General features: G+C 71.9%; 15 protein-coding genes. 8 read left to right on the top strand and 7 right to left on the bottom strand.

All coding sequences use genetic code 11. The features are described 5' to 3' along the window. The first annotated feature begins 48 nt into the window (after positions 1-48). Genes AB0M30_RS04935 through AB0M30_RS04925 form a run of 3 tightly spaced genes read left to right on the top strand, consistent with a single transcriptional unit; the run spans position 49 to position 3788 of the window. Positions 49-1248, top strand: a complete 1200-nt coding sequence (locus tag AB0M30_RS04935; protein ID WP_364579939.1) for a histidine kinase — start codon at positions 49-51, stop codon at positions 1246-1248. A 9-nt stretch (positions 1249-1257) separates the two neighbouring features. Next, complete coding sequence (locus AB0M30_RS04930) at positions 1258-1917, top strand: response regulator transcription factor (RefSeq protein WP_364579936.1); 660 nt, start codon at positions 1258-1260, stop codon at positions 1915-1917. Between the two features lie 23 nt (positions 1918-1940). Continuing rightward, complete coding sequence (locus tag AB0M30_RS04925) at positions 1941-3788, top strand: hypothetical protein (protein ID WP_364579933.1); 1848 nt, start codon at positions 1941-1943, stop codon at positions 3786-3788. Between the two features lie 10 nt (positions 3789-3798). Here the strand turns inward: AB0M30_RS04925 and AB0M30_RS04920 are convergent, their stop codons facing one another. From AB0M30_RS04920 to AB0M30_RS04910, 3 genes are all read right to left on the bottom strand, one after another. Then, positions 3799-5079: an MFS transporter gene (locus tag AB0M30_RS04920; RefSeq protein WP_364579930.1), complete on the bottom strand. Its 1281-nt coding sequence runs from the start codon at positions 5077-5079 to the stop codon at positions 3799-3801. Between the two features lie 79 nt (positions 5080-5158). Then, positions 5159-5665 carry a flavodoxin domain-containing protein gene (locus AB0M30_RS04915; protein ID WP_103339413.1) on the bottom strand — a complete coding sequence of 169 codons (507 nt, stop codon included), beginning with the start codon at positions 5663-5665 and terminating at the stop codon, positions 5159-5161. Positions 5666-5756: 91 nt separating this feature from the next. Further along, positions 5757-6890, bottom strand: a complete 1134-nt coding sequence (locus tag AB0M30_RS04910) for a nitric oxide synthase oxygenase (RefSeq protein ID WP_364580495.1) — start codon at positions 6888-6890, stop codon at positions 5757-5759. A gap of 452 nt (positions 6891-7342) precedes the next feature. Between AB0M30_RS04910 and AB0M30_RS04905 the strand changes: the two genes are divergently transcribed. Then, positions 7343-8368 carry a GTP-binding protein gene (locus AB0M30_RS04905; RefSeq protein ID WP_364579928.1) on the top strand — a complete coding sequence of 342 codons (1026 nt, stop codon included), beginning with the start codon at positions 7343-7345 and terminating at the stop codon, positions 8366-8368. Between the two features lie 68 nt (positions 8369-8436). Further along, complete coding sequence (locus tag AB0M30_RS04900) at positions 8437-8691, top strand: hypothetical protein (protein ID WP_364579925.1); 255 nt, start codon at positions 8437-8439, stop codon at positions 8689-8691. On the opposite strand, the gene AB0M30_RS04895 is transcribed toward AB0M30_RS04900, so the two are convergent. Continuing rightward, positions 8688-9248 carry a TetR/AcrR family transcriptional regulator gene (locus tag AB0M30_RS04895; protein WP_364579922.1) on the bottom strand — a complete coding sequence of 187 codons (561 nt, stop codon included), beginning with the start codon at positions 9246-9248 and terminating at the stop codon, positions 8688-8690. The genes AB0M30_RS04900 and AB0M30_RS04895 overlap by 4 nt on opposite strands. Before the next feature lie 98 nt (positions 9249-9346). On the opposite strand from AB0M30_RS04895, the gene AB0M30_RS04890 reads away from it, so the two are divergent. After that, positions 9347-10477, top strand: coding sequence for an MFS transporter (locus tag AB0M30_RS04890; protein ID WP_364579919.1), 1131 nt, complete (start codon positions 9347-9349; stop codon positions 10475-10477). On the opposite strand, the gene ligD is transcribed toward AB0M30_RS04890, so the two are convergent. Together ligD and AB0M30_RS04880 are read right to left on the bottom strand one after the other, a co-directional pair. Further along, on the bottom strand, positions 10478-11482 hold the full coding sequence (gene ligD, locus AB0M30_RS04885) for a non-homologous end-joining DNA ligase (RefSeq protein WP_364579916.1): 1005 nt from the start codon (positions 11480-11482) through the stop codon (positions 10478-10480). Further along, positions 11479-12558: an ATP-dependent DNA ligase gene (locus AB0M30_RS04880; protein ID WP_364579913.1), complete on the bottom strand. Its 1080-nt coding sequence runs from the start codon at positions 12556-12558 to the stop codon at positions 11479-11481. The genes ligD and AB0M30_RS04880 overlap by 4 nt, the downstream gene beginning before the upstream one ends. A gap of 54 nt (positions 12559-12612) precedes the next feature. Between AB0M30_RS04880 and AB0M30_RS04875 the strand changes: the two genes are divergently transcribed. Next, the gene (locus AB0M30_RS04875) at positions 12613-13119 is read left to right on the top strand and encodes a DinB family protein (protein ID WP_103338850.1); all 507 of its coding nucleotides are present in this window, start codon (positions 12613-12615) and stop codon (positions 13117-13119) included. A gap of 50 nt (positions 13120-13169) precedes the next feature. After that, a complete protein-coding gene (locus tag AB0M30_RS04870) occupies positions 13170-13427 on the top strand; it encodes a hypothetical protein (RefSeq protein WP_364579909.1) in 258 nt (85 codons plus the stop codon). On the opposite strand, the gene AB0M30_RS04865 is transcribed toward AB0M30_RS04870, so the two are convergent. After that, a complete protein-coding gene (locus AB0M30_RS04865) occupies positions 13424-14584 on the bottom strand; it encodes a DUF1015 family protein (protein WP_364579906.1) in 1161 nt (386 codons plus the stop codon). The genes AB0M30_RS04870 and AB0M30_RS04865 overlap by 4 nt on opposite strands. Positions 14585-14611 lie beyond the last annotated feature (27 nt).

The following is a 14611-nucleotide window of genomic DNA, read 5'->3' as shown; positions in this document are numbered from 1 at the left end:
AGCGGAACGGCTGATGGGGTGGTGGCGACCACCTCGTAGGCTTTCCGCATGGGACGGTCCGTGCTTCGGGTGGTGTGCACCGTGCTCGCGGTCGCGGCGGGCGTGCTGACGAGCACCGTCAACTTCGCGTTGGAAAGCTCGCCGCCGGACGACCCGGACGCGTTGCCCACGGCGTTCGGGATGCTGGGCTGGCTCGTCGCGATCGGCGCGGCGGTCATGCTGGTCTGGCGGCACCGCTGGCCGCTGCTCGTCACCGGCATCGCGCTGGTGCCGCCGCTGCTGCTGGCCGGCGACTCGATGGCGGCGCTGATCGCCCTCGCCGCGCTCACCACCCGGTACGTGGGCTGGTGGCGGTGGAGCGCGGCGACGCTGGTGTTCGCGGCGACCGGGCTCGCGGTCTGGCGGGACGCGAGCCGGGCCGCGGAGTCGTCGCTCGCCGAGGCCTGGATGTCGACCGGCTCGGCCGCCGCCAAGCTCACCGGGGTGGTGCTGACCGCGGTGGTGTACACGGCGGTGCCCCTCACGCTGGGGATCGTCCGGCACAGCCTCGCCGAGACGCGCCGCCGGATCGCCGAGCAGGATGCGCTGCGCGATCAGGTGGCCCGCAAGGAGGAGCAGGCGCGGATCGCCCGCGAGATGCACGACGTCCTCGGGCACCGGCTGTCCCTGCTTTCGTTGCAGGCGGGCGCGTTGGAGGTCACCGCCGCCACGACGCCGGACGCGGTGGCGGCGGCCAAGACCGTGCGGACCACCGCCCGGCAGTCGCTCGACGACCTGCGGCAGGTGATCGGCGTGCTGCGTGGCCCGGGCTTCGCCGAGCGGGCGCCCGGCGGCCCCGCGGAGCCGCCACCGCCGACGCTGGCCGACGTCCCCGACCTGGTCGCCGGCGCCCGGCAAGCGGGCCTGGCGGTCAACGTGACGATCCTGCTCGACCAGGTGTCGGCGGCTCCGGTCCCGCTCGCCACCGCGGCGTACCGGATCCTCCAGGAGGCCCTGACCAACGTGCTGCGGCACGCACCGGGGGCGCCGGCGGAGGTGCTGGTGCGCGGCGGCCCGGGCGCGGGGTTGTCGCTGGAGGTCCTCAACCCGCTGCCGCCGCACCCGGTGCCGTCACCGGGGTCGGGCACCGGGCTCACCGGCGTCAACGAGCGGATCGCTCTGCTGGGCGGCACCCTCACGGCGGGTCCGGTCGACGAGCGGACGTTCGCGCTGCGGGCCTGGCTGCCGTGGGTGGTACCGGCGCCCTAGCATGAGCGGGTGAGCGTGCGCGTACTGCTCGTCGACGACGACCCGCTGGTCCGCACCGGACTGTCCATGATCCTGGGCAGCACGCCGGATCTGCGGGTGGTCGCGGAGGCGGGCGACGGCGACGAAGCGGTCCAGCAGGTCGCCCGGCACGCGCCGGACGTGGTGATCATGGACATCCGCATGCGCCGCATGAACGGCCTGGTGGCCACGGCGGCCGTGCTGGCCCAGCCCCGCCCGCCGAAGGTGCTGATCCTGACGACGTTCGACCTGGACGAGTACGTGTTCGAGGCCTTGGCCGCCGGAGCGAGCGGCTTCCTGCTGAAGGAGGGCTCACCGCAGGAGATCATCGAAGGCGTCCGCGTGGTGGCCAACGGCGACGCGATGTTGTCCCCCCGGACCACGAAGCAGCTGATCGGCCAGTTCGTGGCGGCGCGGGCGAACCCGCGGCGCTCACGGGCTCAGGCGAAGCTGGAACTGCTCAGCGAGCGGGAACGCGAGATCGTGACGGCGGTGGCGCAGGGGAAGCCGAACGCGTCGATCGCCGCCGAGTTCTTTTTGAGCGAGGCCACGGTGAAGACGCACATCACGCGGACGTTCGCGAAGCTGGATGTGTCGAACCGGGTGCAGTTGACGATTTTCGCTTATGAAGCGGCGCTCGTGACGCCGTGAAGTCCCGTTGGGTTCGCCGAGGTGTGGCCGTTCTCGTGCCGGTCGTTCTTCTCTTGGCCTTGCGGTTCGGCTGGCTGAGCTGGCTGGTGGCGGACGGCGGCGCTGTTCGGCGGACGCTCGAGGCGCTGAGCTGGCTTGCCGCTCTGGTGGCGGTCGGGTTCTCCGTGGTCGAACTGCGACGCCGGGAGCCTGCCGTTTCGCGCAGCGTATACGTGGGCCGGGCACTCCACCTCGACGGCGATCGGCTGCCGAACGTGGCCGACGTGTCGTTGCTGGCGTTGCGGGTCAAGCGGGCGGTGGACACGTTCGACGACCGGGACCTCCCCCGGTACGTGCCCCGCGACCGCGACGAGGACCTGGAATGGGCAATCGCGGGCGGCGGGCTGGTGCTGTTGCACGGGCGGGCAGCCGCGGGCAAGAGCCGGGCCGCAGCCGAAGCCGTACGCCGTTTGCGCCCCAGCCATGACCTGCTCGTTCCGGTCGACGGCCCGTCGTTGCGTGAGATCGCCGAGCGCGGCCTCGAGGACACGGTGATTTGGCTCGACGACCTCGAGCGCTTCCTCGCCCCGAGCGGCCTCGACGTGGGGCTGCTCCAGCGGCTGGCTCCCTCGGTCTGCATGGTCGCCACGATCCGCGACCACGAACTCGCCGCCTACCGGACGGAAGATGCGATCAACAAGGCTGCGGCAGATCTGATCGCGAGCATCCGGCCGAGCCACCTGATCGCGATCAAGCAGCACTTGACCGAGGCCGAGCAGGAACGCGCCAAGACCGCTCAGACGGGTGATCCACGAATCGGCCGGGCGCTGACGGCTTCCGAAGGTTTCGCGGAGTACCTGGCGGCCGGAATGCCGATGCTGGAGCGGTGGTCGACCGGCGACAGCCCGCTGTTCCACGTCGGCCAGGCCCTGATCAGCGCTGCTGTCGACTGCCGGCGGGCGGGGTACTCCGAGGCGGTGCCGGGTGCCACGCTGGCCGAGCTGTACCGCGGCTACCTGCCGGCGCCGTGGTGCGAGCGGCCCGACCTTCCGCCGGTAGCCGAGGGTCTGAACTGGGCGGCCCGGCCGGTGCTGGGCGCCAGTTCGTGCCTGCAGCCGCGGGCCGACGGGACGTACCTGGCTTCGGACTACCTCGTCGACCGCGCGCAGGAGGGCAGCAGCCCGCTGGTGGACTCGCCGGTCCCCGATCGCACCTGGGAAGTTTTGCTCCTTCTCAGTTCGGATCAGGACGTCGTGCCGGTCGGGATGGGTGCTTTCCGGGCCGGCCGATTCGAGGTGGCGGAAAGGTGCTTCCGGCGTGCCGCGGACGCGGGCGAAACCGCTGCGCTCGGGTTAGTGACACTCATGATCGGCAAGCTGGGGCGATTCTCCGAGGTCAGGGAAATGTTCCACGGCGCGGTCCAGGCCGGCCAGGGGGAAACCGTCGTTGCCGCTGCGCTCTCCTTGGCGACCCACGGAAGGTTCGAAGACCTTTCCGATCTCGCCAGAGAGGCCATCACCGCGGAGGATGGAGTGGCGATTCTCGCGCTGGCCAGCGCCCTCTTCGCTCAAGGTCAGCGCGAAACACTTCAAGTCCTTGCCACCTTCGCCATCGATCACGACAGTACAGCGGCAATCCTCTCGGTCATGGCCGTCCTGACCCAAAGCGCCACCGCCGATCAGCAAACCAGCCTGGTTCACCACGCGATCGACAGCGGTACCAGGGCCGCGATCGCCGCCACGCTGCTGTACCTGGAACCAAGCCCGGCCAGTGCCGCTTCCTTCCTTGAATACGCCGAAAGAAGCGGCCAGGAGGGAAGTGCCACCGTGATCCTCGACTGGGCCGAGGCCAGGGGAATGTTCGGCGAGTCGCTCGAAATTCCCGAATCGTGAACCGGCCCGGCTACTTCGACCCCGCCGGTGCCGTCGCCACCGCCGACTCGCCGAACTTGATGCCCTTCGCCTCCTTCCCGATCGCCGTCAGCACCGCGACCGCGATCAGGCCCGGGACGACCGTCCACACCAGAGCCGACGTGTATCCGTGTGATTCCGCGATCGCCTGCTGGATCGGCAGGTTCAACGCCGCGAGCAGGTTCCCCAGCTGGTACGTCACTCCCGGGTAGAACCCGCGGATCGCGTCCGGTGACATCTCCGTCAGGTGCGCCGGGATCACTCCCCACGCCCCCTGGACCATGATCTGCATCAGGAACGAGCCCAGCGCCAGCATGCCCGCGCCGTGGTCGAACGCGAAGATCGGGATCACCGGGAGGCCCAGGACCGCCGCCGTCACGATCGTGCGGCGGCGGCCCAGCCGCTCCGACAGCGTGCCGAACGTCAAGCCGCCGATGATGGCTCCGATGTTGTACAGCACCGCTATCCACGTGCTCGTCGCCGCGCTCAGGCCCGCGCCGCCGTTGTCGTGGGCCTTCAAGAAGCTCGGGTAGACGTCCTGGGTTCCGTGGCTCATCCAGTTGAACGCCGTCATCAGCAGGATCAGGTAGCCGAAGCGGCGGATCACCTTCGGGTTCAGCAGGATGTCCTTCACCGACGTCCGGGTCACCTTCAGCTTCTCGCGCGCGGTCTCCCACACCTCCGACTCGCGGACGCGCGCGCGGATCAGCAGGCTGATCAGCGCCGGGAAGATGCTCAGCACGAAGATCCAGCGCCACTGCAGGTCGAGCGCCGAGTGGAACAGCAGGTACGCCAGCGCCGCCAGCAGGTAGCCGATCGAATAGCCGACCTGCAGCAGGCCCGAGAAGAAGCCGCGGCGCTCGACCGGGATCTTCTCCATCGCCAGCGCCGCGCCCAGGCCCCACTCGCCGCCCATGCCGATGCCGTAGACGAACCGCAGCACCAGCAGCACCGTGTAGTTCGGCGCGAACGCGCACAGCAGACCGGCCACCGAGTACAGCACGACGTCGGCCATCAGCGGGATCCGGCGGCCCACCCGGTCGGCCCACAGGCCGAACAGGAGCGCGCCGACCGGGCGCATCACCAAGGTCGCCGTCGTGATGAACGCCAGCTGCGTGGCCGTCGCCCCGAACGACTTGTCCTTCGCGATGTCCGCCAGGACGAAGACGACGAGGAAGTAGTCGAAGGAGTCCATGCTCCAGCCGAGCAGCGCCGCGAGGAACGCGTTGCGCTGGTCCGAGGTAAGCGCTTTCTTGCCCGGTCGATCCGTCACGTTCGCCCCGTTCCGTCGGTTCCCCACCGGAAGACCTCAGGCCCGGTTTAGCACCCACCACCCCGGGCGGGCAAGAGGATCAGAGCGCGACGCGGATGCGGACCCGGCGGCCGACGTCCCGGGCCCACGCCTTGATCCGGTCCCAGTCGCGGAAGTCGCCGGCCCGCCGGCCCGACGCCACTAGCTTCGGGATCAGGCCGTGCACGGTCGCCGGATCCAGCCGGCCGCCGAAGGTGGCCGTGCGTTCCGCGTCGATGCGCGCGGCCAGCAACGCCACGTTCGCCGGCAGGCTGACCTGGTGCGTGGCCGCGCCGGGACCGCACGGTCCGCTGTGGAACAACCACACCGGACGCTCGGCGAGCGCCCGCGCGTTGCGTTCCAGCAACCGGACGGCCTCCGGGCGCCACCGGTGGTAGTACAGGGCACTGCCGACGACGACCGCGGCGTAGTGCTCGACGCCGGCCACGTCGGCGGCGTCGCGCACGTCGACGGTCAGGCCCGCCGCACCGAGCTCGGCGGCGATGACCTCGGCGATCTGCCGGGTTCCGCCGTGACGCCCGGCGTAGGCGACGAGGACTGCGGTCATGCGGACCATTGTCGGCCCTCGGGGACCGGACTGCCCCGCGGGTCGCCCACGATCCGCCGAACGGGCGCTCGCACGCTACTCTCCGCAGCCCTCACGGCGGCGGCAGGAACGCCGGTCGCTCCGTCGGGTCCGGTTCGTCGTAGTAGCGGTGGAAAACCGCGGTCTGCCCACCGGACAACGGCGGCACGATCCAGCTCCACTCCGCGGGGCACCGGCGCCCGGCCCGCTCCTCGCGTTCCAGGTGGGACAGGAACCGGCGCGATTCGGTGTGGTGGTCGGCCATCGTGACCCCGGCGGCGTCGAAGGAATGCTGCACCGCCAGCGTCAGCTCCACCAGCGCCCGGTCGCGCCACAGCGTGCGCTCGGACGCGGTGTCCAGGCCCATCAGCTCGGCGACGACCGGCAGCAGGTCGTAGCGCCGCTCGTCGGCCAGGTTCCGGGCGCCGATCTCGGTGCCGAGGTACCAGCCGTTGAACGGCGCGGCCGGATAGGTGACGCCGCCGATCTCCAGCGGCATGTCGCTGATCGCGGGCACGGCGTGCCAGCGCAGCCCCAGCCCCGCGAACCAGCGGTGGTCCGGGTGGGTCAGCGGGACCTCCAGGACGACGTCCGGCGGCAGGGTGAACAGCCGCGGCTCACCGGGCACGGCCTCGATCAGCAGGGGCAGGACGTCGAAGGAACCTCTTCGCTCCGGCGGCCGCCAGCCGAGTCTTCGCACCCGCTCGGTGAATTCGGCGTAGCGCGGGTCGCCGAGGACCGAACCGTCTTCGAAGCGGTACCCGGCGTAGCGGATCAGCTGCTCGTTGTGGATCCGCGGGCCCGGCTCGTCCGGTGCGTCCGGCGCGAAGACGGTGATCGTCGGCCGGATCCGCCCACCCCGGGTGGCCTGGCGGAGGTGGGCGACGCACTCGCCGGCGATCGCGGCGGGATCGGTGACCCGGCGCCGGTCCCGGATGCGCAGGCTGCGCCAGTACAGCCGGCCGATGCAGCGGGCCGAGTTGCGCCACGCGACGCGCGCGCCGTACGCCAGCTCGCCCGGGGTGTGCCGGTAGGTACCGGTTTCCTGGATTTCCGCGCGAACCGCAGCCAGCCGGGTCTCGAACCGCTCACCCTCTTCCGCGGCACCTTCGGCGAACATCCGGTCCAGGAATTCTTCCGCTTCCGCGGAATTGACACCTTGCTCTTGCGAAACACGCTGTGAGTAAAGCGGTAGCGAGGGCGTCACCCGCTCGGGTGTAACGGTCACCGCGGTTCCCCACTCTCCGAAATCGCGATCTGCAGCCCGACGAAAAGGTTCACCGTTCCTCCGAGAGTCACCGACGACACTGCCGGCCGGAAGTCCCCACTGCCCTGGGAACTCCGGCCAGGCGGGGGAGGATACCCCACGTTCCACGGGGCGGAATCCCCCACCCGGAAACGACGTCCCGGTGATCACGGAATATCGGCGCACGCAGGTGAAACGCGGAAAAAACAACTACTACCAAGAGTCATTCGGACATGGCTCAGCGCGTTTTCCGTCAATCGATCACCCCGCGCGGCGAAATTCGCGTGATCCTTTCCCGCGCACCCGCCTGCGTCTTTTCGTGGGCATTCGGCGAACGGCCTTCACCGGGGTCCGCCGGCCGTGTAGGGGCACCGGCGTTAGAGTCGCGGTGATCGGCAGAGGAAGGACGTTTCGTGCACGCCAGGCGCATCCCCGTGGTCCTCGTCGCCGGGTTCCTCGGCGCGGGCAAGACGACGCTGCTCAACCACCTGCTCGCCAACCGCGAGGGTGCCCGGGTCGGCGTCGTGGTCAACGACTTCGGCCAGGTGAACGTCGACGCGCTCGCCGTCGCCGGCCAGGTCGACACGATGGTCTCGCTCGGCAACGGCTGTCTGTGCTGCGCCGTCGACGCCAGCGGGCTGGACGCGATGCTCGCGAAGCTGTCGAGCGCGGAGGCGGGCATCGACGTCATCGTCGTCGAAGCCAGCGGCATCGCCGAACCCCGCGACCTCATCCGGCTGATGATCGCCAGTGAGAACCCCGACATCCGCTACGGCGGGCTCGCCGAGGTCGTCGACGCCGCCGAGTTCGAGGCCGCCCGCGAACGCCACCCCGAACTGGCCGACCACCTCCGGCTGGCCGACCTCGTGGTGCTGAACAAGGCCGACCGGGTGCCCGCCGGGGCGCTCGCGAAGCTCACCGCGACCGTCGAAGAGCTGGCGCCGGGCCGCCCGCTGCTGGTCACCGAGCACGGCCGGGTCGATCCGCGGCTGTTCTTCGACCCGGAACCCCGCGGCGAGCGGGCCGGGCAGCTGTCGTTCGACGACCTGCGCGAAGACGACCACGACCACTCGCGGCACCTGCACGCCGAGTACCAGACGGTCACCTTCACCGCCGCGACCCCGCTGGCGCCGCGCGCCTTCGTCGAGTTCCTCGAGCGGCGGCCGGCCGGGCTCTACCGGATGAAGGGCCGAGCCGACTTCGGCCCCACCGGCCCGGAAGCGCGCTTCCACCTGCACACCGTCGGCGGGTTCGTCCAGCTGGAACGGTCGGCGTGGCCGCCGGGCGAGCCGCGGCGGACCGAGCTGGTGCTGATCGGCGCCGGGATCGACACCGACGCCGTGCTCGCCGACCTCGGCGGCTGCCTGGCCGAAGACCCGGACACCGTGGACGAACGCGGCCTGCTGCACGTCCTGCGGTACCTGCCCGACCAGGCCTGAGCACCCCGCCACGCCGAAGATCGGCAAATGCGCCCGGACCCCGGGCACCGCGACGGACACTGGCCGCCATGACGACCACCGCGGTGAGCGCACCACGCTGGTACCTGGTCGGCGTGCTGCCCGAAGACGTCCCCCTGGCCCACCTGATGACCCGCTCGGGCGACCTCCGCTACCGGCGATCGGCCTGCGGCGAACGGGAGTCCCGCAGCTGGAAGCCGGTGGACCTGGCCACCGCCGAGCTCGCGCCGTGCCCGGCGTGTGTCGCGACACTGTCCGGCGTCGGTGAGGACCGCAGCCAGCTCGTGCTCGACCTGGGGATCTAGGCGGTCAACGTCCGCGCGAGCCGCTTGGCGGTCTCGAACGGCTGCGCGCCCTGGGCGACCACCGACGTGACCGCGGCACCCTCCAGCAGGAGCATCAGCTCGTCGGCCAGAGCCTCGGCGCGCTCCGGGTCGCCGCGCCGGAGCTGAGCCCGCAGGTAGCCGTGCAACGCGGTTTTGTGGTGGCGGACCACCTCGCGGACCGGGTCGGCGGGGTCGGGGAACTCCGAGGTCGCGTTCAGGAAGGCGCAGCCGCGGTAGCCGTCGCGCGCCACCCAGGCTTCGTAGGCGTCGAAGACCGCCAGCACCCGCTCCCGCGGATCGGGGTGCGCGGCGGTGATCCGGTCGACCTCCTCCTGCCACCGCCGGTCACGCTCCCGCAGGTACGCGACGACGAGCCCGCTCTTGGACCCGAAGTTGCCGTAAAGGGCCGCCTTCGTCACCCCGGCTTCGGCCGCCACCGTGTCGACGCCGACAGCGTGGATGCCGTCGCGGTAGAACAACGTCGACGCGGCTTTGAGCACCTTCGCGCCCGCATCGCCGGGACGGGTCCGGGCCACCGCGCTCCTCCAAACAGGTCGGTATCCACCTTCACCTGCAGTGATCATACCATCGCTTGACACCAGACAGACCTATCTGTTTGGTGAAGGGAGTGGTGATGCAGACGAAGACGGACAGGTGGTGGTCCACGGCCGCGATCGGCGCGGTCGTGATCGCCCTCTGCTACGGGTTCGCGCGGTACGCGTTCGGTCCGTTCGTGCCGCGGTTCAGCGAGACGTTCGGGCTCACGACGGTCGGCGTCGGCGTGCTCGGCGGCGTGTCCACCGCCGGGTACGGCCTCGGGCTGCTGCTCGCCCCGAGAACGTCCGCGCGGTCGGCACGCGGCACCGTGCTGCTGGCCGCGACGGCGGCGACGCTCGGGCTCGGCCTCATGGCTTTCGCCCCGCACGTCGCGGTCTTCGGTACCGGGATCGCCGTCGCGGGGGCCGGCGCGGGCCTCGTCTCGCCGGGCGTCGCCCAGCTGATCGGCGAGACGACCGGGGCGCGCACCCGCGACCGGGCGCAGACCTGGGCCAACACCGGAACCGGGCTGGGCCTGGCCGCGTCGGCGTTCACTCCCCTGCTCGCGTTCGGCTGGCCGGTGATCTGGTCGGCGTTCGCCGCCCTCGGCGTAGCCGTGACGCTGATCGCGTGGCGGACGTTGCCGCACTCACCCGGGCCGGCCGACGTCCCGGCGACCTCCGGTCCCGTCGGCGGACTGGTCCCGCTCGTGGTCAACTCCGTCCTCATCGGCGCGACGAGCGCGCCGTACTGGACGTTCTCCAGCTCCCGGCTCGCCGAAGCCGGGCTAAGCCCGGTGGCCGCGACCTGGTGCTGGGCCGCGATCGGCGTGGCCGGGTTGCTCGGCGGCCTCGCGGGCCGGGCGGCCGGGCGCGTAGGCCTGCGGACGGTCAACCTCGTGACGTGGACCCTCTCCGCGGCGGGCATCGCCCTCCTCGCGCTGCCGGACCCGGGCGTGCCCCTCGCCCTGCTTTCCGGTGCGCTGTTCGGCAGCACCTACATGGCGCTGACCGGGCTCTGCATCCTCTGGGCGGCCCGCCTCTTCCCGGCGCGGCCCGCCCACGGCATCACGTGGTCGTTCGCCGGGCTCGGCGCCGGCCAGACCGTCGCCTCGCCGCTGGCCGGCGCGGCGGCCGCGGGCCTCGGGTCCGCGGCCGTGTTCGGGCTGACCGCGCTGGTGGCCCTCACCGCGTGGAGCCAGCTCCACCGGCGCCTCGGGCCACCCTGATCACGCCTTCTTCGCGCGGCTCGGCGCCACGCGCGGTGGCTCGTTGGGCATCTTGGGGTACACCGGCGGCCACGGCGCGTCCATCAGCCCGGCCGCCAGGTCGCGTTCGGACATCTCCAGCAGCGGCTCGATCGACTGCGGCCGCTCCCCCGCCCCCGCCCACGGATCGCCGCGCTCGGCGACCCGCGCGGGCACCGTGCTCAGCGTCAGCGTGCCGGGCTCGACGGTGTCCAGCTCGTCCCAGCCGATCGGGGTGGACACCTGGCCGCCGACGCGCGGGCGCACGCACCAGGTGCCGAACACGGTCTTGTGCGGGGCGTTCTGGTTGAAGTCGACGAACACGCGCGTGCCGCGTTCTTCCTTCCACCACTGCGCGGTGATCTTCTCCGGGTGCCGGCGTTCGAGCGCCCGCGCCAGCGCGACCGCGGCCGCCCGCACCTGGAAGCCGTCCCAGCGCGGCTCGAGCATCACGTACAGGTGCAGCCCCCGCGAACCCGACGTCTTCAAGTGGCCTTCGATGCCGTGCTCGGCCAGGAACTCCCTGGTCAGCACCGCGGCTTCGCGCAGCTCGTCGAACCCGATGCCGGGCGACGGGTCGAGGTCGACGCGCAGTTCGTCGGTGACCTCGGGCGAGTCGGCGAGGTAGGGCCAGACGTGGAAGCCGAGGCAGCCGAGGTTCACCGCCCAGAGGATGTGGGCGAGGTCCTTCGCCACCAACGCGTCGCTCGTCGTGCCGTTGGGCGTCGAGACGACCGTGGTGGTCAGCCACGACGGCGCGCCCTTGGGCACGCGCTTCTGGAACCAGTTCTTGCCGCCGGCGCCGTCCGGGTAGCGCTCCAGCAGCAGCGGACGCCCGCCGAGCCGGGCCAGCAGCGGCCCGGACACCGCCCGGTAGTACTCGACGAGGTCGAGCTTCGTCTCGCCGCGTTCCGGGAAGTAGACCTTGTCCGGGCTGCTGATCTTGACCTCGACACCGTCGACGTCGAGCAGCACCGCCCCGCTCATCGCGCCTCCCCGAACAGCTTCGCGAGCTCGGCGGGCGGTGCCTCGTCGAGCTGGGCGTACGTGCAGGACTCCGGCGTGCGGTCGGGCCGGAAGCGGACCAGCCGCCCGCCGTGCCGGAACCGGCCGCCCTGCAGGTGCTCGTAGCGGACCTCGGCCACCCACTCCGGGCGCAGCGGCTCCCACGAGAGGTCCTTCTGCGGAGCCCACCGGCTGTTCGCACCCGGCTGGCGGCCTGGCTGCGGTTCGTACTCGGCCCAGTTGCGCCACGGATGGCCTTCGAGTGCGTTCTCGCGCAGCGGCGCCAGCTCTTCGACCAGCTCGGCCCGCCGCGCCTTGGTGAAGCTGCTGGCGACGCCGACGTGGTGCAGGACGCCCTCGTCGTCGAACAGCCCGAGCAGCAGCGAACCGACGCCGGCGCCGTCCTTGTGCCAGCGGAAGCCGGTGACGACGCAGTCGGCCGTGCGCTCGTGCTTGACCTTCAGCATGACGCGCTTGTCCTGCTCGTACGGCAGGTCACCGGGCTTGGCCATGACGCCGTCGAAGCCCGCGCCCTCGAACCGGGTGAACCAGTCTTCGGCCTGGCCGGGGTCCTCGCTCAGCGGGGTCAGGTGGATGCGCTGCAGACCTTCGGCGTCCGTGCGGAGGATGCTTTCGAGCTGCTTGCGCCGCTCACGGAACGGCTCCTCGGTGAAGTCGGTGTCGCCGAGGGCGAGCAGGTCGAAGGCGACGAAGCTGGCCGGCGTCTCCTCAGCGAGCTTGCGCACGCGCGAAGCCGCCGGGTGCAGCCGCAGCTGCAGCACCTCGAAGTCGAGCCCGGCCGGCGTGACCAGCACGATCTCGCCGTCGACAACGCAGCGCGGCGGCAGCGCGGCGGCCAGCAGCTCCACCAGCTCCGGGAAGTAGCGGGTCAGCGGGCGGTCGTTGCGGGAGCCGAGCTCGATCTCGTCGCCGTCGCGGAACACGACGCAGCGGAAGCCGTCCCACTTGGGCTCGTACAGCAGCCCCGGGTCACGAGGCACCTCGTGCACGGCTTTCGCGAGCATCGGCCGCACGGGCGGCATCACGGGCAAGTCCACCGCGCGAGCTTAAAACACGGGTACGACATTTCCCGGCGTGATACACACTCCCTCGTGACCACCGAACGCCCCGCACCGCCCCTCACCGGCGGCGAGCGCGAAATGCTGCGGACCTTCCTCGACTTCCACCGCGCCACCCTCGCGATGAAGTGCGACGGACTGTCCGACGAGGACCTCCGCCGGGCGTCGAGCCCGCCGTCGACGCTCTCGCTGCTCGGCCTCGTCCGGCACATGGCCGAGGTCGAGCGCACCTGGTTCCGGCGGGTGATCAACGCCGAGGACATCCCGCTGCGGTGGTCGCCCGAAGGGGACTTCCAGGCCGCCTACGACGCGAGTTCGTCCACCCGCGCGGAAGCCTTCGAGGCGTGGCAGGACGAGGTCGAGCAGTCACGCAAGATCGAAGAGGCGGCCGAGTCCCTGGACGTCACCGGCCACCAGGCGCGCTGGGGCGAGGACGTCTCGCTGCGGCTGGTGATGCTGCACATGATCCACGAGTACGCCCGCCACAACGGCCACGCGGACTTCCTGCGGGAGGCCATCGACGGCGTCACGGGAGCCTGACGGACCTGCTCGCCTGGTCGCGCGACCCGGAGCCGGCACCGCGCCGGGAGGTGGAGCGCGACCTGGCGGGCGAGCCGCCGGAGGTCCGGGAAGCGACGCGGGCGCGGATCGCTTCGGCGGGGTGGGGTGACGGCCTGCTGGCGGCGCAGGACCGCGACGGCCGGTGGGCGGGCGTCGCGTGGCTCGCAGACTCGGCGCGCTCGTCGGTCCACTCGACACTCAACGCGCTCAAGGGCCCGGCCGGGCAGCCGTCGAAGTGGCTGACGCTGCTCGCCCTCCGGGTCCTGAACTGGCGGGACCGCCGCTAAAGCTCCGCCAGCACGAGCCCGCTGCGCGGTTTCGGCGTGAAGTACGTGGCCTTCCGCGGCATCCGGCGCCCGGCCGCGTGCACCGCGAGGACGTCGGCATAGCTGACCGGGGCCAGCAGCACCACCGCGTCCGCGTCCGGCGGCAGCGGGCGGCCGGCCGGGAGCGGGCGGACGCACGGCCCGTCGGGGTCGACGCCGAGCGCGCGGGCGAACAGGACCTGCTCGACGATCTCGTGGTCGATCACGGGCCCGGGCCCGGCCACGGCCGGGAGCGGGATCCGCAGCACGGCTGCGCCGGCGCGGACCACGACCTCGCCGGCGACCGGCACGGCGTGCTCGTCGTAGCGGACGTCCAGCCCGGCCTCGCACCAGCGGGACACCAGGTCCTCGGGGCCGAGGCCGGTGCCGGTGAGGACGCGGTGGATCGCGCCGATCTCCAGCGCCGGTCCCGCAGTGACCAGGGCGAGCAGCGCGCCGTGACCGGCCGCCGCCGCGGCGGCCACGCGGTGGTTGCCGTCGGCGACCAGCAAGTCCGTGCCGGCGACCGCGGCCAGCAGCCGGCTCTGCAGCGGCCCTTCGGGCACCACCCACAGGTCGTGCCGCCGCCCGGCCGCGTCCGAAGTGGACAGATCGGGCAGGCCGAGGCCGGCGCAGGCCTGCTCGACCTGCTCGGTCAGCTCCGCGCCGCCGCCGGCCGGGACGAGCAGCGCCGCACTGGTCGCGCAGCCCAGCCCGGCGAGCACCGCGGCCCGTTCGGCGACGACGTCGGGGTAGACGTCCTCGGTGTGGCGGACACGCGCGGCGCCGTCGTCGGTCACCGCCGCCGGGTCGACCAGGCAGAGCAGGCCGAGCGCCACCCCGTCCGGCCCTTCGATCCGGCAGGGCGCGACGACGTCGCGGACCGGCCGGTAGGACCGCTTGCGGAGCCGTTCGAGCACGGCGCGGGCGATGGGGACGGCGGCCGTCAGGTCGAGACCACGCGCCAGGGCCGCGGGGGTGCGGGCCGGGTGCTGCACGGCCAGCAGGCTGTCGGCGGCACCGGGCGCGGCCAGCGCCGCGATCACGCGCTCGGGCTCGGCGAACTCGTCGACGTCGGGACCGGGGACCGCGTCGCGGACCACCCAGCCCCGCCCGATCGGCCGGATCCAGTCGCTCATCCTGTCCATCTTGCGCCACGGGCGCCG

This window comes from Amycolatopsis sp. NPDC051716, from assembly GCF_040681595.1.
Taxonomy (GTDB): domain Bacteria; phylum Actinomycetota; class Actinomycetes; order Mycobacteriales; family Pseudonocardiaceae; genus Amycolatopsis.
Note: the sequence above shows the minus strand (reverse complement) of the source record. Positions and strands in the feature narration are given on the sequence as shown.